20 protein-coding genes and 1 pseudogene are annotated in these 20971 nt (G+C 26.6%); 15 read left to right on the forward strand and 6 right to left on the reverse strand.

Features of this window, described 5'->3' with window-relative positions; genetic code table 11:
- The 6 genes and pseudogenes from Q0731_RS08905 to rplM form a co-directional block, all read right to left on the reverse strand.
- Positions 1–387, reverse strand: coding sequence for a CheR family methyltransferase (locus Q0731_RS08905; protein ID WP_299063067.1), 387 nt, complete (start codon positions 385–387; stop codon positions 1–3).
- A gap of 19 nt (positions 388–406) precedes the next feature.
- Positions 407–640: pseudogene (locus tag Q0731_RS08910) on the reverse strand (CheR family methyltransferase).
- Between the two features lie 504 nt (positions 641–1144).
- The gene (gene tsf / locus Q0731_RS08915) at positions 1145–2116 is read right to left on the reverse strand and encodes a translation elongation factor Ts (protein ID WP_299062876.1); all 972 of its coding nucleotides are present in this window, start codon (positions 2114–2116) and stop codon (positions 1145–1147) included.
- 25 nt (positions 2117–2141) lie between these two features.
- Positions 2142–2966 carry a 30S ribosomal protein S2 gene (rpsB, locus tag Q0731_RS08920; RefSeq protein ID WP_299062878.1) on the reverse strand — a complete coding sequence of 275 codons (825 nt, stop codon included), beginning with the start codon at positions 2964–2966 and terminating at the stop codon, positions 2142–2144.
- Between the two features lie 158 nt (positions 2967–3124).
- Positions 3125–3511, reverse strand: coding sequence for a 30S ribosomal protein S9 (rpsI, locus tag Q0731_RS08925; protein WP_299062880.1), 387 nt, complete (start codon positions 3509–3511; stop codon positions 3125–3127).
- Positions 3511–3966, reverse strand: coding sequence for a 50S ribosomal protein L13 (rplM, locus tag Q0731_RS08930; RefSeq protein WP_299062883.1), 456 nt, complete (start codon positions 3964–3966; stop codon positions 3511–3513). Before rplM ends, rpsI begins: the two co-directional genes overlap by 1 nt.
- A 287-nt stretch (positions 3967–4253) precedes the next feature.
- Between rplM and rnpA the strand changes: the two genes are divergently transcribed.
- From rnpA to Q0731_RS09005, 15 genes are all read left to right on the forward strand, one after another.
- Positions 4254–4646, forward strand: a complete 393-nt coding sequence (gene rnpA, locus Q0731_RS08935) for a ribonuclease P protein component (RefSeq protein ID WP_299062885.1) — start codon at positions 4254–4256, stop codon at positions 4644–4646.
- Positions 4633–6264, forward strand: coding sequence for a S41 family peptidase (locus tag Q0731_RS08940; RefSeq protein ID WP_299062887.1), 1632 nt, complete (start codon positions 4633–4635; stop codon positions 6262–6264). The genes rnpA and Q0731_RS08940 overlap by 14 nt, the downstream gene beginning before the upstream one ends.
- Before the next feature lie 26 nt (positions 6265–6290).
- A complete protein-coding gene (locus Q0731_RS08945) occupies positions 6291–7964 on the forward strand; it encodes a hypothetical protein (protein WP_299062889.1) in 1674 nt (557 codons plus the stop codon).
- A gap of 31 nt (positions 7965–7995) precedes the next feature.
- Positions 7996–9033, forward strand: coding sequence for a hypothetical protein (locus Q0731_RS08950; RefSeq protein WP_299062892.1), 1038 nt, complete (start codon positions 7996–7998; stop codon positions 9031–9033).
- A 303-nt stretch (positions 9034–9336) separates the two neighbouring features.
- Positions 9337–10701 carry an oligosaccharide flippase family protein gene (locus tag Q0731_RS08955; protein ID WP_299062895.1) on the forward strand — a complete coding sequence of 455 codons (1365 nt, stop codon included), beginning with the start codon at positions 9337–9339 and terminating at the stop codon, positions 10699–10701.
- A 44-nt stretch (positions 10702–10745) separates the two neighbouring features.
- A complete protein-coding gene (locus Q0731_RS08960; RefSeq protein ID WP_299062898.1) occupies positions 10746–11669 on the forward strand; it encodes a class I SAM-dependent methyltransferase in 924 nt (307 codons plus the stop codon).
- A 44-nt stretch (positions 11670–11713) separates the two neighbouring features.
- The gene (locus Q0731_RS08965; RefSeq protein ID WP_299062899.1) at positions 11714–12955 is read left to right on the forward strand and encodes a glycosyltransferase family 4 protein; all 1242 of its coding nucleotides are present in this window, start codon (positions 11714–11716) and stop codon (positions 12953–12955) included.
- Between the two features lie 124 nt (positions 12956–13079).
- Positions 13080–14231, forward strand: coding sequence for a hypothetical protein (locus tag Q0731_RS08970; protein ID WP_299062901.1), 1152 nt, complete (start codon positions 13080–13082; stop codon positions 14229–14231).
- Positions 14228–14995 (forward strand): glycosyltransferase family 2 protein, encoded by a 768-nt coding sequence (locus Q0731_RS08975; protein ID WP_299062903.1) that lies wholly within the window; start codon positions 14228–14230, stop codon positions 14993–14995. Before Q0731_RS08970 ends, Q0731_RS08975 begins: the two co-directional genes overlap by 4 nt.
- Positions 14996–14999: 4 nt before the next feature.
- Positions 15000–15512: a hypothetical protein gene (locus Q0731_RS08980; RefSeq protein WP_299062906.1), complete on the forward strand. Its 513-nt coding sequence runs from the start codon at positions 15000–15002 to the stop codon at positions 15510–15512.
- A 13-nt stretch (positions 15513–15525) separates the two neighbouring features.
- On the forward strand, positions 15526–16683 hold the full coding sequence (locus Q0731_RS08985) for a glycosyltransferase (protein WP_299062912.1): 1158 nt from the start codon (positions 15526–15528) through the stop codon (positions 16681–16683).
- Positions 16684–16715: 32 nt separating this feature from the next.
- The gene (locus tag Q0731_RS08990; RefSeq protein ID WP_299062915.1) at positions 16716–17438 is read left to right on the forward strand and encodes a WecB/TagA/CpsF family glycosyltransferase; all 723 of its coding nucleotides are present in this window, start codon (positions 16716–16718) and stop codon (positions 17436–17438) included.
- 251 nt (positions 17439–17689) lie between these two features.
- Positions 17690–18646: an O-antigen ligase family protein gene (locus tag Q0731_RS08995; protein WP_299062918.1), complete on the forward strand. Its 957-nt coding sequence runs from the start codon at positions 17690–17692 to the stop codon at positions 18644–18646.
- A complete protein-coding gene (locus Q0731_RS09000) occupies positions 18633–19547 on the forward strand; it encodes a hypothetical protein (protein WP_299062920.1) in 915 nt (304 codons plus the stop codon). Before Q0731_RS08995 ends, Q0731_RS09000 begins: the two co-directional genes overlap by 14 nt.
- 59 nt (positions 19548–19606) lie before the next feature.
- Positions 19607–20968 (forward strand): exopolysaccharide biosynthesis polyprenyl glycosylphosphotransferase, encoded by a 1362-nt coding sequence (locus Q0731_RS09005; protein WP_299062922.1) that lies wholly within the window; start codon positions 19607–19609, stop codon positions 20966–20968.
- The last annotated feature ends 3 nt before the right edge of the window (positions 20969–20971 follow it).

A 20971-nucleotide genomic window follows, 5' to 3' on the forward strand; every position in this document is an offset into this window, starting at 1 on the left:
TTAAGCAAAATTAAGCTTTTTTTTTGAGTTTTGTTTTTTTAGTAAATAAAAAACCCACAAAATTTGCGAGGTTAATTTGTTAATAATTTTTCTTATACTGGTAAAGTATTTATATCCATTTTTATTCTGGTTAACAATGTTTTTAGCTTCTGATATATTTTGTAAAATTTTCCATTTAACATCTATTGTTTTGTAGAATTTAGATATTTCTTCTAAAGATTCACTATTTCCTAAAAATAGATAGCCAAATTTATTTAAAGCAAAATGAAAGTTATACATTACTTTCTGTTGAATTTTTTTATCTAAATAAATAAGTAAATTTCTATAAGAAATTAAGTCAACTCTTATAAAAGGAGGAGATTTGATTAAATTATGATTAGAAAACACAATTTTTTCTCTTATTATTTTATACAATTTGTAATTTGTTACCAATTTTTGTAAAATATTTATCTAAATAAACAGAATCTAATTCGTTAATTACATTTAAATGAAAAGTGCAAGTACTTGCTTCTTTAATTACTCTTTGGTTTATATCTGTAGCAAATATTTTAATAGTTATATTTAATTTTTATTCTAAAATATAATTATCAAAAAGCATTACAATAGAGTATACTTCTTCACCAGAAGAACAGCCAGGCACCCAAATACGAATTGTTTCATCTTCTTTTTTACTTGCACATATTGCTGGTATTATTTCTTCTTATAATTTTTTAAATGCTTCTGTATCTCTACAAATAAGGAAAAATATACGGTTTAATTGATTAAATGGAAGCTATAAAACAGATGTTATTGAATACATTTAAAATTATAGGCTAAATCACAAAAAAAAGTTTGTTTAACTTTAAAAAACAACCACTCATCGAATTTTTAATTTAAATACGTAGTTATAAATTATCTTTGTAGTGTTAGAAATAACAAGTGTATCGGAAGAGTGCAGCCCCTAATTCTTTCAATTCTATAAATACCATCTAGTTCTTTATTAAGATTTAGGTGGTTTTATTTTTTTAATAACTTTAATATTAACTTGCTACTATTTTTTGTATGAAACTTTTTTATTTGATAAGTAATAGATATTACTAATCAAAAAAAAAGCCTCATTTTCAATTTGTTTGAAAATGAGGCTTTTTAATATGTTAGAATATTACTAACCTAAAGTAACTCTTTTAAAGCTACTAACAGAAACATCACCATAAGTTTTTACATATTGTGCAACGCTTTTCTTTTCATCTTTAATAAAAGCTTGGTCTAAAAGACATTGCTCTAAATCTAAAGTTGTGTTGTCAGAAATAAATCTTTCCATTTTTCCTGGTAAAATTCTATCCCAGATTTTTTCTGGTTTACCTTCTGCAGCTAATTCAGCTTTTGCAGCTTCTTCTGCTTTTGCTAAAACTTCATCAGATAATTGAGACATAGAAATAAATTGAGGCACATTTTTTAATGTTTTTCCTAACCTACCTAACTCAATATTATCTTTTTCAATTACAGCAATTCTAGCTTCTGTTTCTGCAGCTACATAAGCAGCGTCAAAATCTTTGTAAGATAAAGTTGTTGCACCCATAGAAGCAACTTGCATAGCAATGTCTTTAGATAAAACATCTGCATTATCTACAGCAGCAGATAAACCTACTAAAGCAGCAATTTTACCAATGTGAGTATAAGCACCAACATAAGCAGCTTCGATTTTCTCAAAAGCAGTGATCTCTAACTTTTCTCCAATAACACCAGTTTGCTCAATTAATTTTTCAGCAACAGTCATTCCACCAAAATCAGCAGCTAAAAAAGCATCTTTATCAGCAGAATTCAATGCAATTTCAGCAAATTGACCTCCTAATGCTACAAACGCATCATTTTTACCAACAAAATCAGTTTCACAAGCCAATACAATTGCTACACCAGCAGTTTTATCAGCATTAATTTTTGTTACTGCAACACCTTCTGTAGATTCTCTATCAGCTCTTTTTGCAGCAATTTTCTGACCTTTTTTACGTAAAATGTCAATTGCTTTATCAAAATCACCAACTGCTTCTACTAATGCCTTTTTACAGTCCATCATTCCAGCACCAGTTGCTTCTCTTAATTTTTTAACATCAGCAGCACTAATCTTTACTGTTTCCATGTTATTTATTTTTTATTGATTATACTTATTTTTTTTCTTCAGCAGTAGTTTCAGTAACTTCAGCTTTAGGCTCTTCAGCCTTTACTTCTTCAACTTTTGGAGCTGCTTTTTCTGCTTTTGGAGCTGCAGCTTCTTTTGTTTCTTTTACTTTTTCTTTGTTTGCTTTTCTATCAGATAAACCTTCTGCAATTGCATCAGTTACAAAAGATAATACAACATTAATAGATTTAGAAGCATCATCATTTGCTGGTATAATAAAATCTACTAATCTAGGATCAGAGTTTGTATCTACCATTGCAAAAATAGGGATTCCTAATTTTTGAGCTTCTGCTACAGCAATGTGCTCTTTTTTAATGTCTACTACAAATAAAGCACCAGGTAAACGAGTCATATCAGCAATAGAACCTAAATTCTTTTCTAATTTTTCTCTCTGACGATTGATTTGTAATTTTTCTCTTTTAGATAATGCATCAAAAGAACCATCTTGTTTCATTCGATCAATTTGAGCCATTTTTTTAACAGCTTTTCTAATCGTAACAAAATTGGTTAACATTCCTCCAGGCCATCTTTCAGTGATGTAAGGCATGTTTACTGCTTTTGCTTTTTCTGCAACAATATCTTTTGCTTGTTTTTTAGTAGCAACAAATAAAATTTTACGTCCAGAGTTTGCAATTTTGTTTAAAGCCTCTGCAGTTTCTTCTATTTTTGCTGCTGTTTTATACAAATCGATGATGTGAACACCATTACGTTCTGTATAAATATAAGGAGCCATGTTTGGGTTCCATTTTCTTGTAAGGTGTCCAAAATGTACACCATTGTTTAATAATTCTTTAATGTTTACGTTTGCCATTTTCTTAAATGTGTTTACTTTCTGTTTTGAAATCAATAGTTAGGTAGTCTTTTAGAGTCCTAACTATTTAGATGCTAAACTGTTTAATATTAAAATATAATAACAGTTCTCTAAGCAATCCTGAAGCTGCAAGAAAATATCCTGAGCTTGACGAAGGATTAACGTTTCGAGAATTGGAATTTTTTACGTGCTTTCTTCTGACCGAATTTCTTACGTTCAACCATTCTTGGGTCACGTGTTAATAAACCTTCTGGTTTTAAGATTGCTCTATGCTCTTCATTAATAGAAACTAAAGCTCTTGTAATTGCCAAACGAATTGCTTCTGCTTGCCCTGTTACTCCACCACCATAAACATTCACTTTAATGTCATAAGACTCTAAATTTTCTGTTAACATTAAAGGTTGTTGTACTTTATATTGTAAAGTACCTGTAGAAAAGTAGTTTTTATACTCTTTACCATTTACTGTAATGTCTCCTTTTCCTTCAGAAAGGTAAATACGAGCTACAGCTGTTTTTCTTCTACCGATTTTATGTACTGTATCCATTATTTAAGATCGTTAAGGTTAATAGCTTTAGGTTCTTGACCTGCATGTTTGTGCTCTGTACCTGCATATACATACAAGTTTCTAAAAAGTGCTGCTCCTAAAATGTTTTTAGGTAACATTCCTTTTACTGCTTTTTCGATTAATCTTGTAGGATCTTTCTCAAACATTTCTGTTGCAGTTAATGATCTTTGTCCTCCTGGATAACCTGTGTGACGGATGTAAGATTTCTCTGTCCACTTTTTACCAGTTAAAACAATTTTTTCTGCGTTGATAATAACCACGTTATCTCCACAATCTACGTGAGGAGTAAAGTTTGGTTTGTACTTACCTCTAATTAGCTTTGCTATTTTAGAAGCTAGACGACCCAACGTTTGCCCGTCTGCATCAACTAAAACCCACTCCTTGTTTACGGTAGCTTTGTTTGCTGATACTGTTTTGTAACTTAATGTGTTCATAATTACACTATTAGTTTTTGTTTATTAATAAATAATTTTCCCTTAAAAAAGGAGTGCAAATGTATTGCTTTTTATTTGATTGACAAATAAGGATTTAGAGTTATTTTAATGATTGTTAATTTTTTGTTTTTAGAGTGGGTAAATATTACACAAAATAGAGTAATAGCTTGTTTTTTATTTGGATGAGATTTTGAAGTTACTACTGATTTTAGGATGAACGATAAAAAAATGTGAAGTTCATAGTTATAAAACCTAAAAATTAGTTCTTTTCTAGTAAGTTTGTGGTAATGAAGTACACTTTAGGCAAACAAGAGCGTTTAAAAAGTAAGAAATTAATAGAAAAACTTTATAAAGAGGGTAGTTATGTAAAATCATATCCTCTTAGAATGGTTTTTCTACAAACAACCCATACATCAGAATTTCCTGCTCAAGTTGGTGTTTCTGTTCCTAAAAGAAATTTTAAATTGGCTGTAAGTAGAAATCGAATTAAAAGATTAATGAGAGAATGTTATCGCCTGCAAAAAGACATTGTCTACAACAATCTCGATGAACATTATGTTTTTATGATTACGTATTTAGGGAAAGAAGAATATAAATATCAAGAGTTGTTTTTAAAAATGGAAAAACTATTAACGTTGTTTGTAAACGAAACTAAAAAAATAAAAAATGATGAAATTTAGCTTATCAAAAAAAATAGTTCTTGTACTTTTAGTGGCAACGATTTTTTTATCGTTTTCATTTAAATCTAAGTTTTTTGAAGTTGCAAAACAGATAGAAATTTACAACACATTATATAAGGAGTTGAATATGTTTTATGTGGATGAAATAAATCCAGCAGAGTTAACAACTAATGCAATTAAAAACACCTTGAAAAATTTAGATCCCTATACAAATTTTTACAATGCACAAGATATTGAAGACGCAAAAATAAGAAGAGAAGGAGAATATGGAGGTATTGGTATTGTTGTTCACTATTCTAAAAAAGGAATTGAAATAAGCGAAATTTACAAAGGTTTTGCAGCTGATAAAGCAGGTTTAAAAGCTGGAGATGTTATTTTTTCTGTTGATGGACAATCCATTCAAAATATGGAAAATGAGCAATTATCTATGTTTTTAAAAGGGACTCCTAATAGCACTTTTTCTGTTGAAGTTTATCGACAAGGAAAAACATTTCAGAAAGAGTTGATAAGAGATAAAGTAGTGGTAAATCCTGTGCCTTTTTCAGAGATGATTGATGAAGAAACAGGCTACCTTATTTTAACTCGTTTTAATGAAAAAGCTTCATCCGAAGTAAAAAAAGCTTTAAGAAAACTTAAAAAGGAAGGGATGAAAAAGTTGGTTTTTGATCTGCGTTCTAATCCTGGAGGTTCTTTATTAGAGTCTTTAAATATTTGTAATTTCTTTTTACCAAAAGGGATTGTACTTGTAAGTACAAAAGCTAAAGTAGAAAAATGGAGTACAACTTATAAAAGTAAAAATGAACCTTTAGATACAGAAATACCTATTGTGGTTTTAATAAACGATCGTTCTGCATCAGCATCAGAAATTGTAAGTGGTTCTTTGCAAGATTATGATAGAGCAGTAATTATGGGACAACGTTCTTTTGGTAAAGGTTTGGTGCAACGTTACAGAGAGCTTGCTTATGGAACACAGTTAAAATTAACTACGTCTAAATATTACATTCCTAGTGGAAGATGTATACAAGAGTTAGATTATGCAAATAGAAGTAAAGATGGTAAAGTACCTAAGTTTTCAGACAATGGTATTCACAAATTTAAAACAGCAAATGGCAGAACAGTGCTTGATGGAGGAGGAGTGTTGCCAGATGTAGTGATAAAAACATCAAAAAAAACAGAAGAAACAGAAAAGTTACTAAAATCGAGAGCAATATTTAATTTTGCAACCAACTATTATTACAAAAATCAGCAAATAAAAAATGTAGCGGATTTTAATTTTGATGATGTTGATTTTAAACAATTTACAGTTTATTTAAAAACAGACACTACTTTTGTAACCAAAGAAGAAGCTTTATTTAAAATCGCTTTTAAAGCATCAAAAATGAAAAGTATATCTTCTGATTATCAAAATATTAAAGAAAAATTATTTGATAATAAAGTGGATTTGATATCAAAAAATAAAGATATTTTAAAGGTAATTTTAAAAGAAGAAATATTAAAAAGGTATTATTATCAAGAAGGATTATTCGCTCATAATTTAAAGAATGATGTTGTTATAAAAGAGGCTGTAAAACTATTGCAAAATCAAGATGCATATAAGCAGATATTATCTGTTAAATAATTCTATATTTGGGGCTAAATTTTAGAATGTCAAAAACGCAAAAAATAGCGAGAACTAGAGCACAAGAATCTACAAATGCCATTGAAAAATTATATATTTCGATGCGTCATTTGTTTAGTAGGGGCTACTATAAACCTATGGGAGTTTCTGGAGAAACTTTGCGTAAATCTTTACTTTCTTTACGACCAGAAATTTATGGTTCTATAGCAGAAGATAGGATAGAATTAAATGGTTTATCCTATGTTATTGAAAGACTTCCTGAAGGAATTGAAGAATGCCAGTTTATAAACTTAACTGCAGATGAAGGTTATAAAGATTCTAATTTTAAGACGATAATTCCAAAAAAAAGAAGAAGAAATTGTTATCGAATAGACAAAGATCAAATGAATATCGAAATTACTCGAGGAAGATCAGAAATCTATGATATTTTAACGCATTTGACTTTTTTATTTATAGAATCACATAAAATTCAAAGTAAAATTATTCTAAATGATGAAGGTCATTTTACAAGAGAATGGAAGTGTTTAGAAGAAATTGTGATTCATAATAAAAGTATTTCTGATGAACAAAGAGAGGTAACTATTGCACACTTAAGTAGTATTCTAGGACGAACTTTTGAAGAAGTATCAAATTGTTATAAAGCATTTATAACAGACGATAAACAAGATCGATTTTTTCATCTAATTTATTGGTTAGGCAAGCTTGCAACGAATGAAGTTTTAGATAATAAAGCAAGAAAAGTTACTTTTAGTACTGTTTTAGTTGAAGAAATTGGGCACCATATTTATGGAGATGCTTGGGCACACAATATCAAAAAAATATTAGAAGAACATAAACTTTTAAAAAGACCTTTGCATATTATTAGTGCAAACATGCATAGTGTATTAAATTCTATCTATGCAAAAAAAGCCTTACCAAAAGAAGCTGAAAAGCATAAAGGTTTTAAGTTGTTTCAGTTATTAAGTAACTCAGATAGTAGCTTGTTACAAAAAAAAGTAAAAGAATATGCTTTAAAAAACGGTTTAACTTATATTAAAGACACATCTGGTACAAATATTAATGTGCAAATAATAGATGTTGATAAAATAAACAACCCTGTTTCATCGTTAAAAAAAGAATATAATGACAATCCTGTTATTATTGTAATGGATTATGCTTTTGGAGAACAGGCCTATGAAACGATGGATGAACTTTTAAAGCCTTACAAAAAAAACAAAAATAAAACTTTTTTAGATGTAAAGTCAGTTTCAATAATGGGTAAAGCAGGTATTTTAAAAGGAGGGAAAGGAGATATTATGATACCTTCTGCTCATATTTTTGAAGGAACAGCAGATAATTATCCGTTTAAAAATGAATTGACGAAGGAATGCTTAGAAGGATTTGGAGTAAATGTTTACGATGGTTCTATGATTTCTGTTTTAGGAACATCACTACAAAATAAAGACTTGTTAACCTATTTTCATAATTCTACATGGAATGTTATTGGGTTAGAAATGGAAGGTGTTCATTATCAAAAAGCAATACAATCTGCATCAAAAATTAGAGGAAACATTTCTAAAAATGTAAAGGTTAGGTATGCATATTACGCATCCGATAATCCATTAGAAACAGGAGCAACATTAGCTTCAGGAGGTTTAGGTTTAACGGGAGTTACGCCAACTTATGCCATCACTCAAAAAATATTAGAACAAATTATATAAATTTACAAACTTATTTATAACCAAACTAACAATGTCAACAAATCAACGTAACAACGAAGAAGAAGTAGATTTAGGGTCTTTATTTTTAATTATAGGTAAAGGTTTTTCAAAACTGTTTAATTTTATTGGAAATATTTTTAAAGACATTTTTCATGTAGTAATTACCATTCTTATTTTCGTTAAAAAAAACATTATAAAAATAGGAATTTCAGCCATTATTGGTTTTGTTATAGGTGCTTTTTTAGAAGTAAAAACATCTGATAAGTTTGGTTCTGATATGCTGGTACAACCTAACTTTAAAAGTGCAAGGCAATTATATAATAACGTTCATTATTATAATGATTTGGTAAAACAAAAGGATACAATAGGAATTCAAAATACATTTAAATTAGATAAAAAATCTGCAGCATCTATTAAAAAGTTTTCAATAGAACCAATTGTAAATGAAAGTGATATTATAAATTCTTATAACGAATTTATATTAGAAGTAGATACTACCACTGTTAAAAGCTATTCTTTTGAAGATTTTAAAGGCTCTTTTACTACATTAGATTATAAATACCATATTATAAATGTTGTTTCAGAAGAAAATGATGTTTTTAATAAACTTGGTGATGTTATTCTATCATCTGTTGTGAATAACAAATATTTTAGTCGTTTAAAAGAACTAACAAATGAAAATTTAAACAGAACAGATTCTCTTTTTCGCCAAAACTTAGTACAAGTAGACTCTTTAAGAAAAGTTTATATGCAGGTAATGATTGAAGAAGCAAAAAAGAGTTCTAATGGAACAAATATAGATTTAGGAGGTGAGAAAAGGACAACGAAAGAAATTGAACTTTTTGAAACCAACAGAAAAATAAATAAAGACTTAAAAGAATTAGTTGAAGATAAGTCTGATAAATATGAAGTTATAAATGTAATTTCTAACTTTCAGCCTATAGGTTATGAAATAAAAGGTGTTGTAAAAAACAAAGCTGTACAATTAGCAGCTTTGGGAGCTTTATTAATGGTGTTTTTACTGCTATTAAATAAAGTGAATATTTATTTAAATAACTACAAAAAATAAGCATAAATGCAATTCTAATAATATTTAAAATATTTTTTGATAGTTAAAAAAACGATACTCACTTTTTCTTGTAAGCTTTATAATTATTACAAAAAAAGAATCAGAAGAAAGTTTTTTGTTTATTGATAAAGATTTAGATATAAATGAAATAATATTCTTAGAAAAGGGATAAAAAATAAGAACTACTTAAAAAGTTTTCAAATAATCAAAACATTTTATTTAATAAGTTTTTAAGCTGTTTTAATAGCAGTTGTAAAGTTTAAATAATTTAGAGACAATGTGTTTCAATAAAATATTTATCAATTGAAAAAAAAATCGTTAAGCATATTTGATAAATTCAAATTAAAAAGTGGACGAACACAAAATATTATTAAGCACATTTCAATATCTTTTTTATATAAATTAGGGGCTATTTTAGCTAATTTTCTATTAGTGCCTTTGTCAATAAACTATTTAGATAATGAAAACTATGGTGTTTGGCTTACATTAAGTTCTTTTATAGCTTGGTTTACTTTTTTTGATGTAGGTTTAGGTAACGGATTACGAAATAAACTTACAGAAGCAATTACAAATAATAATTTAAAATTAGCTAGAGGCTATGTTAGTTCTGCTTATTTTACAATAGCAACTGTTAGTCTAGTTTTATTTCTTGTGTTTTTTGGAATCAATTTTTTTATTAATTGGGAACTAGTTTTTAATACAAGTTCAGCAATGGATACAAATTTAAATCTTTTAATGATTATTGTTTTTGGAGCTTTTTGTTTACAGTTAATAGTTAAGTTAATAGAGACTATTTATTTGGCAAACCAAAATCATTCTATTCAAGTAAAAATTCATTTTATAACTCAGGTATCATTACTAACTTTTGTTTGGTTTTTAACGAAAATTTCTAGCACATCTTTACTAATTTTTGCAATTATATTTTCTGTATTACCACTTTTTGTTCTTTTAGGATTAAGTATTTTAGGTTTTTCTGAAAGCTTTAAACATTTAAAACCCTCTTTTGCTCTTTGGAAAAAAGAATATTTAAAAGAAATTATGGGTATTGGTTTTAATTTTTTTATTCTTCAAATAGCTGGAGTTGTTTTGTTTTCTACGGATAATTTTATTGTAAGTAGACTTTTTTCTCCAGAAGAGGTTGTGCCTTATAATATAGCTTTTAAGTACTTTTCAATTATTACAATGGTATTTACAATAATTGTAACTCCTTATTGGTCTTCTTTTACAGAAGCATTTGTAAAGAAAGATTATGATTGGATAAAAAAATCAGTAAAAAATATTCTACGATTATGGTTAATAGTACCTTTTATTTTAAGTTTTATGTTGTTTTTTTCAGACGATTTCTATAGATTTTGGGTTGGTAATAAAGTAAATGTTTCTTTTAGTTTGTCTTTATCTATGTTGTTATTTGTATTATTATTTACTTTTAATATGGTATTTGTTTTTTTCTTAAACGGAATAAGTAAAATAAGAATACAAATAATAATCAGCATAGTTTCTATAGTAATAAATATTCCACTGAGTATTTATTTCGCAAAAAATTTAAACTTAGGTTTGTCTGGTGTAATATTAGCTACAACTTTTACTATTGGAGCTTCTTGCATATTAAGCCCAATACAATACTTTAAGCTTATCAATTTTAAGGCAAAAGGAATTTGGGATCGTTAATTTAAAAAGTTATTATTTTATTGTAGTATTTAAAAATAATTTATATGAAAAAAAAGGAAGAAATATTATCACCATTAAATAAATCAAAAAATGTAACTTTTATAAGTAGTATTAGTGTAAAACAAATTATAAGAGATTACAAAAAATTTAGTATTGATGTTACAGGCTATTTTAGAGGTTTAAATAAAATTAAAATATATCAATGTAATGAAACAGGTTATCGTTTCTATTACCCTTTTAATTTAGCAGGAGACAGTAAATTTTATGAACATTTTCAAGAATTTGACTGGTATTATATGCCTTGGAAATGGGAGCATGAGATTACACAAAAATATGTGTCTGATGGTATAAATGTTTTAGAAGTTGGTTGTGCACAAGGAGCTTTTATTAAAAAAATAAATACTCTTTTTAATTTAAACAAAACAGTAGGGTTAGAGTTAAATGAGTCTGCAGTATCTAAAAGTAAAAAATGGGAAATCTTAAACCAAACAGTTCAATCATTTTCTAAAAAAAATAAAGATGAGTTTGATTTGGTGTGTTCTTACCAAGTTTTAGAGCATATTGCAGAAGTAAAAAGTTTTTTACAAGCAAAAATAGATTGTTTAAAAGTAGGAGGTAAGCTAATTATAAGCGTTCCTAATAATAATTCGTTTATTAAAAATGCAGATAATTGTTTAAATAATCCACCACATCACATGGGACTTTGGGAAGAAAAATCGCTTAAATCTCTAGAAAAATTGTATCCTTTAAAAGTAGTAGATGTTCATTTTGAAGGACTTCAAGAATATCATTTAGATCATTATGTGAGTGCTGTTTATTACAGTAAGTATCCCTTTATGCTTTTAAGAAAAATTGTTAGAAAAATAAATAAGATATTTGGTTTTCATCAAGCTTTTATTAAGAAAGTTAATTCAAAGAAAGATGATTTAATAGGTCAAACTATCTTAGTTGTTTATCAAAAAATTTAAATACTATTAAAATATATCATTAAAATATATAGGTTTAAAGCTAAATGAAAATACTGATTGTTAATTTTACAGATGTTGCAGGAGGTGCTGCTAGAGCAGCAAAAAGATTGCATACCTCATTATTAACTGAAAATGTTAATGCTAAAATGTTTGTTCAAATTAAAGAATCTAGTGATAAAGATGTTATTTCCCCAAAGACTACTTTTAAAAAAAAGTTAGTAAAATTACAGGCAATATTAAACCCTATACCACTCAAAAAATTTAATAATATTGCCCCTTTTTCTGTATCTTTTTCACCAAGTTTTAATATTGCAAAAAAAATTAACGATTTATCACCAGACATTGTGCATTTGCACTGGGTAAATGCTGGTATGATAAAGGTAGAAGATCTATTAAAAATAAAAGCACCAATAGTTTGGACTTTGCATGATATGTGGCCTTTTACTGGTGGATGTCATTATGCTGATACCTGTAAATTATATCAAAAAAAATGTGGGACTTGTTTGGTTTTAAATTCAGACAAAGAAAACGATGTAAGTAGAAAATTATTTATAAGAAAGCAAAAAGTATATTCACAAATATATAATTTAACTATTGTTGGTTTAAGTAGGTGGTTAGCATCAGCAGCAAAAGAAAGCTCGTTATTTAAAGATAAAGATATTGTAAATTTGCCTAATCCTATTGATACAAGTGTTTTTAGACCTCTTGATAAAAATAAATCAAGAGTATTTTTAGGACTAGAAAAAGAAAAGAAATATATTTTATTTGGAGCAATGCATGCTACTAGCGATAAAAGAAAAGGGCACATGCAATTAGATAGTGCTTTACAATATTTAAAAGATAAAAATGTAGAATTATTAATTTTTGGAGGTACTAAACCCAAAGAGTTACAGTTTTCAGGTTTTATAACACATTATTTAGGGCAAATAAGTAGTAACGAAAGTTTATTGGCATTATACAATGCTGCAGATGTTATGATTGTGCCAAGTTTAGAAGAAAATTTATCAAATGTTATTATGGAAAGTTTATCTTGTGGTACACCAGTAGTAGGTTTTGATATTGGTGGAAATGGAGATTTAATTAGCCATAAAGAAAACGGATATTTAGCAAAACCTTTAAATGTTAAAGACTTAGCTTTTGGTATAGATTGGATTCTTCAAAACAATGAAACAGCAATTCTAAGTAATTTTGCTAGAACTAAAGTTTTAGAAAATTTTGATAACAAAGTAGTTGCTAAAAAATATATAGAATTGTATAAGAGTATTTTAGAAAAAAAATCTTCATAATATAAAAAAGGTTTATAAATCATAGTATATAGAAAAAATCAATTAGGTGTTTATTAAAGAAAAAAGGTTATTAAAATGGGGTTTAGTTTGTATAGTAATATACATTGTACTTCATTTTTTATTTATGCCAGATGGTTTTACATTTATAAATATTGCAATTACAAGTATTCTAGTAATTGCTACCAGTATTATATTATTTTTATCCCTTAACAATTTACATCTCATAAAAAAAGTATCAATTAATGGGCAATTGCTTTTTACTTTATTAGTTTTTTGGGGAATTATTACGCTAGTTAGAGGCTTTTCATTATCCCTACAAGACTGGGTTACAAATTTCGGTAATGTTTACATGGGTATTGCTTGGTTAACTCCACTTACGTTACTTCTTGGTTTAAAAATACAAAATTGGAATGTTATTTTAAAAGTAATTCCTGTTGCCTTTACATTCATGATTATTGTATCATTATTTATTCCTATTATAGAAACAAATGAAGAGTGGATTTGGTTATTAAGGCCTGTAAATTTTATTTTTTTAGTTGCATTTTACTATTATGGTTTTACCAATAGAGTTAAAACTTTTTTAGTGCTAATTTGTTATATTCTTGTTTCATTTTTAGGTGCTAGAAGACTCGAATTTCTATATTTATTATTAATTGGAGGTCTTTTGTTGATGGATAAAATTATAGCTTTAAAACTTCGAAAAGTAATTTTAAGAACAGGTTTATTCTTTTTTACTGTATTACTTATTTTAATTTTCACAATTGGTTATGAACATATTTCAGGTATTGTAGCTACTTATATGAAATATCAAGATACGAGAACATTTTTATTTAGAGAAGTTATGCAGGAATTAAGTTTTTCTGAGAAAATTTTTGGTAGAGGTTCTTTAGGTACTTATTATAGCCATTTTTTTGAGCACACAAGAAGGTATACAATCAACATTTTAAAAAAACCTTGGTGGGGTGATGTCCCTACAAGAATTACAGTAGAAGTTGGGTATTTACAAATGATATTAAAAGGAGGTTTTATAATGTTTATTTTACAGATAACAACTTATTTTTACGCTATTTACCTAGCTGTTTTTAAATCGAATAATACGTTTATTAAACGTTTAGGATACTATGTTTTAACAATTACAGTAGTAAGTTTGGTGGAATTTAGACCTTCATTTACTCCTACTTTTATTTTACTTTGGGTGTCTATTGGTACTGTTTTTAATAAAAAATACAGAATGATGAATAATGTGGAAATTAAAAATTTAATTAAGCTTAAATGACCAATCAACCATTAGTTAGCATTATAACAGTTGTATTTAACGGTGAAAAGCACTTACAACAAACTATTGATAGTGTTTACAATCAAACCTATAAAAATATTGAATACATTATTGTTGATGGAAAATCTACAGATAATACCATTAATATTATACAAAATAATAAAAATAAGATAACAAAATGGATAAGTGAACCAGATAAAGGGCTTTATGATGCCATGAATAAAGGTATAAGTCTTGCAAATGGACAATTAATAGGTACTATTAATAGTGATGATTGGTATCAATCAAATGCAGTAGAATTATCTGTGATTGCATATATAAATCATCCAAAAGCAAAAATAATACACGCCAATAGGTTTGATGTATATCCCAATAACACAAAAAAGGAATTTAAATTTAATCCATCTGCTTTTAAGTTTCTATATTTTAATATGACGTATTCTCATCCAACCATGTTCGTTGTAAAAGAAGAGTATCAAAAACACAAATATAGTATCAAATTAAAGTCTTCATCAGACTATCAGTTTATATTAGAGGCATTTTTAAATGATAAAAATGGATTTGTTCACATTCCCAAACCAATAGTGAATTTTAGACTGGGAGGCATAAGTGCACAATTAAGTTTTTTTGATGAGTTAAAAGAAGCTTACCTTGCTAGAAAAAGTGCAGGTATGAAAACCTATAAATGTTGCTTTGCATTATTACTTAAGTTTTTTTTAAATCCTATTGTAGTTTTAAAAAGAGTTTTGAATAAAAATAGTTAAACGTATGAGTTTATACAATGATATAAAAAATGATATTAAAAATAATGCCAATTTAAAAGGTAGCATCATTGTTGTTTGTTTTACAATTGTTACTTTCTTTAGACAAAGAGCAACTAATAAATTTAAATTAATTTTAATTGCACCAATTATAATTTGTTATAAATTTATTACTGATTTAGTTTTAGGATGTGAAATACCAGCGTCTACAAAAATAGGTAAAGGCTTAATTATACATCATGGTAGAGCTACCGTTTTAAATAAAAAAGTAATTATTGGTAATAATGTAACTTTAAAACACAATACTACTATAGGTAATAAAGAAGATATAGAAGGTAAAGATATGGGCTCTCCAATAATTAAAGATAATGTTGTTATTGGTCCTAATTCAGTAATTTTAGGGGCAATTATTATTGGTGAAAATTCTATTATAGGTGCAGGTTCTGTAGTTGTAAAAAATGTAGAGCCTTTTAGTATTGTAGCAGGAAACCCTGCTAAATTAATTAGAAAAATAAAATAATAAATATACTTGTTTGAGAATTTTATTGATACATACTAGTTACAGATTAAAAGGAGGTGAGGATGCAGTTTTTGGGTTAGAGCAAGATTTGTTACGTAAAAATCATATTGTCAATACTCTTCATTTTCAGAATAAAAATGGCTTTGCTGGTGCAATTCAGTTTTTAATTTCAATTTGGAATGTTAGTAGTAATTCTATAATCAAAAAAAAGATTAAATCTTTTTCTCCAGATATTATCCATTTACACAATTGGCATTTTGCAATTGGCCCTTTAGTGATAAGAGGAATTCATAAACTAAAAATTCCGCTTGTTTTAACACTACATAATTTTAGATTAATTTGTCCTTCAGGTACCTTGTTTCATAATAATAAGCTATATCTAGGTAGTTTAACAAAGAACTTTGCCTGGAATGCTGTACAAGATAAAGTATATAGAAATTCTTATTTTCAGACCTTTTGGTTAGCTTTTGTTGTTTGGTTGCATAAAAAAATAGGGACTTGGCAAATGGTTGATACTTATGTTTGCTTGTCAGAATTTATGGTTGATTTTTTTTGTAATTCAGCCCTAAATGTAAATAAAACCAAATTTGTAATAAAACCAAATTTCTCTAAGAAACCAAAAGAACTTAAAAAACTTAAAAGAGGGAGTCATTTTTTATTTATTGGAAGATTAGTTGAAGAAAAAGGAATAAGATGTTTACTAAATGCTTTTAAAAACAGTAACGAAACTATAAAAATTGCTGGCGATGGGCCTTTAAAGAGTTTGGTAGAAAAATATTCTTTAGAATTTAATAATATTAATTATATAGGTTTTTTACCAAAACAAAAACTATCTGAAGAACTACAACAGGCAAGTGCATTAATTTTCCCTTCTATTTGGTATGAGCCTTTTGGACTTACAATTACAGAAGCTTTTTCTAATAGATGTGCAGTAATTGCTAGTAATATAGGTGCACCAAAATCAACAGTAAAAAATGATGTAAATGGGTTGCATTTTCGTTATAATGAAACAGAAGATTTAGAAAAAGCATTAAAAAAATGGAAAAGTTTATCTGATGTAGAAAAGGAAATTTTTAGACAAAATGCTTTTAAAACTTATCAAGAGCAATATTCTGTAAAAATACAAAGTGATTTAATAGATAGTATTTATAAAAATATAATTAAAGAATAGAATATTTTTTTAAATAAGTATCTTTGATAATTATGAATCAGATTAGGCTACATAAATATACTATTTATAATAGTGATTTAAATACTATTTTACCAAACAAAGGTAAAACTGTAATCAATACTATTAATGCACATTCTTATATAGTAGCAAAAAGCGATTTAGATTTTAAAAAAGCTTTAGAAGAGTCAGATGTTTTATTGCCAGATGGTGAAGGCATTGTTTTAATGGTTAAACAACTCATAGGTAAAAAAATTAAAAAAATTGCGGGAGCAGATATACATCACAAATTATTAGAAATTGCCGAAAAACAGAGTTTAAAATGTTTTTATTTAGGTTCTAGTAACAATACGCTTGATTTAATCAATAATAAACACTTAAAAAAATATAAAAATATTGAGTTTGGTTTTTATTCTCCACCATTTAAAAAAGTGTTTTCTGTTGAAGATAATAAGTCTATGATAAAAGAGGTTAATACTTTTAAACCAGATATATTATTTGTTGGAATGACTGCTCCAAAACAAGAAAAATGGGTTCAAGAACAGAAACATTTATTAGATGCTAGAGTAATATGTTCAATTGGTGCTGTTTTTGATTTTATTGCCGAAACTAAAAAAAGAGCACCTCAATGGATTATTAATTTAAAATTTGAATGGTTATACAGAAGCTTTACAGAACTAAGATTGACAAAGCGTTACTTGTACTCAACACCTTTGTTTTTGATTGAAATTTTTAAATTAAAGTATTTTAAGAAGTAAAGATTATGAGCCTTAGAATAACCATTCTTAATCTTCTTAAAAAATTATACTTAGAAAAAGATTTTTCTTTTTTAATACTCAATTTAAGTTTATTTCTTCTGCCTTTATCAATAAACTTAAGCACTATTGGCTTAGTATCAGCGATGCTGATAAAGATTATTCAAGTATTTTTTTTAAAACATAAACTGTATTCTAAAAAATCTCTTAAATTTTCTAGTTTTATTGGAGTTATATTTTTTGTTTATATCATTATGAGTGCTATTGTTCAAACTAATTTACAGTATACTTTTAAAATATTTGATGAAGAATTTTCTCATTTAGTATTGCTTTTTTTAGTGCCAATGATGTTGAGGGGAAGTGAAGATAATAAGTTGCTATCTCTTAGTTTGCTTACAGGCTTAGTTGTTGCTTGTATTTATGTGTTTGTCATGTCTTTTTTGTTAAAAATAACTTTTAATAAAATAGCTTTTTTAGAGTTGTTAAAGCTGCATCATACCTATTTATCAATTTATACATTATTCTTTGTTAATATTTTACTTTCTTCAATTTCAAGTAATAAAAAGTTAAGGTTTACAACCCAAAATATAATTTTTAGTGCAACTATTATAGTTGCATTCTTATTACTTTTTGTTTTAGGTAGCAAAGTTGCAATGGTAGTTTATTTTATTTTTATTGCCTTTTATGCTTTTAAACTCTTTTCTGGAAAAAAACAATGCTATTTTCTTGTTCTTTTTATACCAATTTTAGTTTCTTGTTTTTTTATTTTTAATCAAAAGATAGATACTACTTATACATCTGCATTAAATTTTAGAGCAGAAATTTGGGAACAATCTCTAAATTCTATTAAAGACAATCCGTTTTTTGGAAACTTAAAAATGAATGAAAAAGATATTTTAAATTTTTATCATTACAAAAATGGAAAGTATTATTTAATGGATAGTGACTTAAATAGCCATAATCAGTTTTTATCTTTTTTAATTAAATACGGATTTGTTGGGTTTATTATTCTATTATTTTTTGTATTCAATTTATTTAGGATGAAAAATGTTAGGGTTTCAAAAGTCAAAATAAATCAAGTTATAGGTTTTTTTATAATTATGTTTTTTACTTTTTACATAGAAAATGTGTTTGATCGTCATCACGGAATCGTCTTTTTTACCATTTTTTTTAATTATTACTTAGTTAAAATATCAGATGAAAAAGCATAATATTTTTTTATTACTAATAGGTTTGTCAGTTTGGGTTCATGCCCAAGAGAATATTATAAATAGCGATTTTGCAATTAGAGATTTTTCTATTCAAAAAGATTCTATTTATTTTATAGAAAAAAGAGATGTTAAAAGTTATAATTTTAAAACAAATAAAATAACTAAGGATGGTTATTTTATTGGTGGTTATGGTTTACATATTTTTAACGATATTAAAAATGACCAAATTATAACTATTTCAAATGAATTTGAACGAACAATCTCTAGCTTAAGATTTTACAATAAAAAGTCAAAAAAAGTTGAAAATGTTTTTTATTACAAAAAAGGGAAAGCCATTAAGGCATTAATAATTAAAGAAAATAAAATAGCAATACTAAGCATGAATAATAATAAGATTATTATTGTTGATTATAGTGCTAAACCTGTTTTTAAAATACTACATAATATCTCTTTAAAAGCTTTGGCTAGAGATTTCTATTTTAAAGACAATAGTTTATTTTACGCTACTGATTTAGGTAATATTTATAAATACAATCTTAAAACCAAAAAAAATAAATTAATAGTTTCTTACGGAGAAGTAATTACAAACTTAAATATTTATAACAATACGATTGTGTTTTCTACCATAAATGGAGCAATAGTAAAGTATAACACTTTCAATAACAATGTTTTACAAACAGAAATTAAAAATAATTTTATTTTATGTACGTTTTTGTTAGATAATAAACTGATATGTGGTACTTTTAATGGCTCAATTATAGTTTTATCTTTAGATAAAATGAAAATCGTTACTGAATTTAATTATCATAATAGAAGCGTTTTGAAAATTGCAAAAGGTACAAATAACGATTTTTACTCCAGTAGTATTGATAAAACTTTTAAAAAATGGAAAATAGAGTAAAATATAAAAGATAAGATCTAGTTATATTTTATATTACCCCAATAAAAAAGTTTTATTGAATGAATAAGGATAAAAGAAAAAAATCATTTTTTATACAACCCATTATTGCTGTAATTGATGTTTTAGTTATAAATTTCACTATTTATTTTATTGCAAATACAGAATCTTTTACAGGGTCTTTTTTACTTTATTTAACAATATTATGGCTTTTAATTTCTTACTATAACAAGTTTTATAGTATACATAGATACACGCACATTACTAAGCTTTTAACATTAATATTAGCTCAGTTTTTTATTTTTATTCTTGCCTTTTTTGCTTATTTTACTATCTTTAAAGAAGGTAAAATAATACATGACCAATTTATTACTTTAACTGCAATTCTTTTAGGGATATCTTTTTTTAAACTATTTTCTTTCTATTTATTAAAAAGATACAGGTTAACAGGTAAAAATTTTAGAAATGTTATTGTTTTTGGAGAGAGTAAGGCTGCACAAAATATTGCCTCACTTTTTAGCGATAAACAAGACTTAGGGTATCGTTTTATTGGTTTTTTTTCTGATAAAATAAATAAATCAAAAAATCACCTAGGTACAGTTAAAGAAGGTTTTCAATATTCTTTATCAAATATAATTGATGAAATTTATTGTGACCCTAATTCAGTTAGCCAGTATCAACTTAAAGAAATAAGATTTTTTTGTGCTGAAAATGAGATAGATTTTAGGTTAGTGCCTGATAATAAAGCAATTTATAGTAAAGATTTTATTTTAGAATACTATGGTACACTTCCTGTTTTAAAACCAAAAAAACTACCCTTTGAAAGAATTGAAACTCATATCTTAAAAAGATTCTTTGATATTCTATTTTCTCTTACTATTTGTGTATTTTTACTTTCTTGGTTCTTACCAATAGTATGGGTTTTTGTTACATTAAATTCAAGAGGAACTTTTTTTTTCAAACAGCTTAGAGATGGTGTAGATGGCAAGCAGTTTTACTGTTATAAGATAAGGTCTATGAAAAAAAATGAGTTATCAGATAAAGTTTCTGCAACAGAAAATGATAGTAGAGTTACAAAAGTTGGGGCGTTTTTAAGAAAAACAAGTTTAGACGAGTTACCTCAGTTTTTTAATGTTTTATTAGGAGATATGAGTATTGTAGGGCCAAGACCACATATGAATATACAAACACAACAATATTTAAAAGAAATTGATAATTATTTGGTTAGAAATTCTGTAAAACCAGGTATTACTGGTTTAGCACAAATATCTGGATTTAGAGGTGAGGTTAAGAAAAAGTCTGATATAGAAAATAGAGTTAGATTAGATATATTTTATATAGAAAATTGGTCTTTCTTTTTAGATATTAAAATAATTTTTCAAACAGTTTTTAGTGTTTTTAAAGGTGAAGAGAAAGCGTATTAATGA

The organism is uncultured Polaribacter sp. (genome assembly GCF_947497695.1).
GTDB lineage: Bacteria > Bacteroidota > Bacteroidia > Flavobacteriales > Flavobacteriaceae > Polaribacter.

What these genes read in the sequence shown, in the direction of transcription:
- Q0731_RS08975 (WP_299062903.1), top strand. Translation starts at nt 14,228, where the DNA reads ATGACCAATCAACCATTAGTTAGCATTATAACAGTTGTATTTAACGGT.
- Q0731_RS09005 (WP_299062922.1), top strand. Translation starts at nt 19,607, where the DNA reads ATGAATAAGGATAAAAGAAAAAAATCATTTTTTATACAACCCATTATT.
- Q0731_RS08970 (WP_299062901.1), top strand. Translation starts at nt 13,080, where the DNA reads ATGCCAGATGGTTTTACATTTATAAATATTGCAATTACAAGTATTCTA.
- Q0731_RS08965 (WP_299062899.1), top strand. Translation starts at nt 11,714, where the DNA reads ATGAAAATACTGATTGTTAATTTTACAGATGTTGCAGGAGGTGCTGCT.
- Q0731_RS08945 (WP_299062889.1), top strand. Translation starts at nt 6,291, where the DNA reads ATGTCAAAAACGCAAAAAATAGCGAGAACTAGAGCACAAGAATCTACA.
- rpsB (WP_299062878.1), bottom strand. Translation starts at nt 2,966, where the DNA reads ATGGCAAACGTAAACATTAAAGAATTATTAAACAATGGTGTACATTTT.
- rpsI (WP_299062880.1), bottom strand. Translation starts at nt 3,511, where the DNA reads ATGGATACAGTACATAAAATCGGTAGAAGAAAAACAGCTGTAGCTCGT.
- Q0731_RS08960 (WP_299062898.1), top strand. Translation starts at nt 10,746, where the DNA reads ATGAAAAAAAAGGAAGAAATATTATCACCATTAAATAAATCAAAAAAT.
- Q0731_RS08980 (WP_299062906.1), top strand. Translation starts at nt 15,000, where the DNA reads ATGAGTTTATACAATGATATAAAAAATGATATTAAAAATAATGCCAAT.
- rnpA (WP_299062885.1), top strand. Translation starts at nt 4,254, where the DNA reads ATGAAGTACACTTTAGGCAAACAAGAGCGTTTAAAAAGTAAGAAATTA.
- Q0731_RS09000 (WP_299062920.1), top strand. Translation starts at nt 18,633, where the DNA reads ATGAAAAAGCATAATATTTTTTTATTACTAATAGGTTTGTCAGTTTGG.
- Q0731_RS08995 (WP_299062918.1), top strand. Translation starts at nt 17,690, where the DNA reads ATGAGTGCTATTGTTCAAACTAATTTACAGTATACTTTTAAAATATTT.
- Q0731_RS08950 (WP_299062892.1), top strand. Translation starts at nt 7,996, where the DNA reads ATGTCAACAAATCAACGTAACAACGAAGAAGAAGTAGATTTAGGGTCT.
- Q0731_RS08990 (WP_299062915.1), top strand. Translation starts at nt 16,716, where the DNA reads ATGAATCAGATTAGGCTACATAAATATACTATTTATAATAGTGATTTA.
- rplM (WP_299062883.1), bottom strand. Translation starts at nt 3,966, where the DNA reads ATGAACACATTAAGTTACAAAACAGTATCAGCAAACAAAGCTACCGTA.
- tsf (WP_299062876.1), bottom strand. Translation starts at nt 2,116, where the DNA reads ATGGAAACAGTAAAGATTAGTGCTGCTGATGTTAAAAAATTAAGAGAA.
- Q0731_RS08940 (WP_299062887.1), top strand. Translation starts at nt 4,633, where the DNA reads ATGATGAAATTTAGCTTATCAAAAAAAATAGTTCTTGTACTTTTAGTG.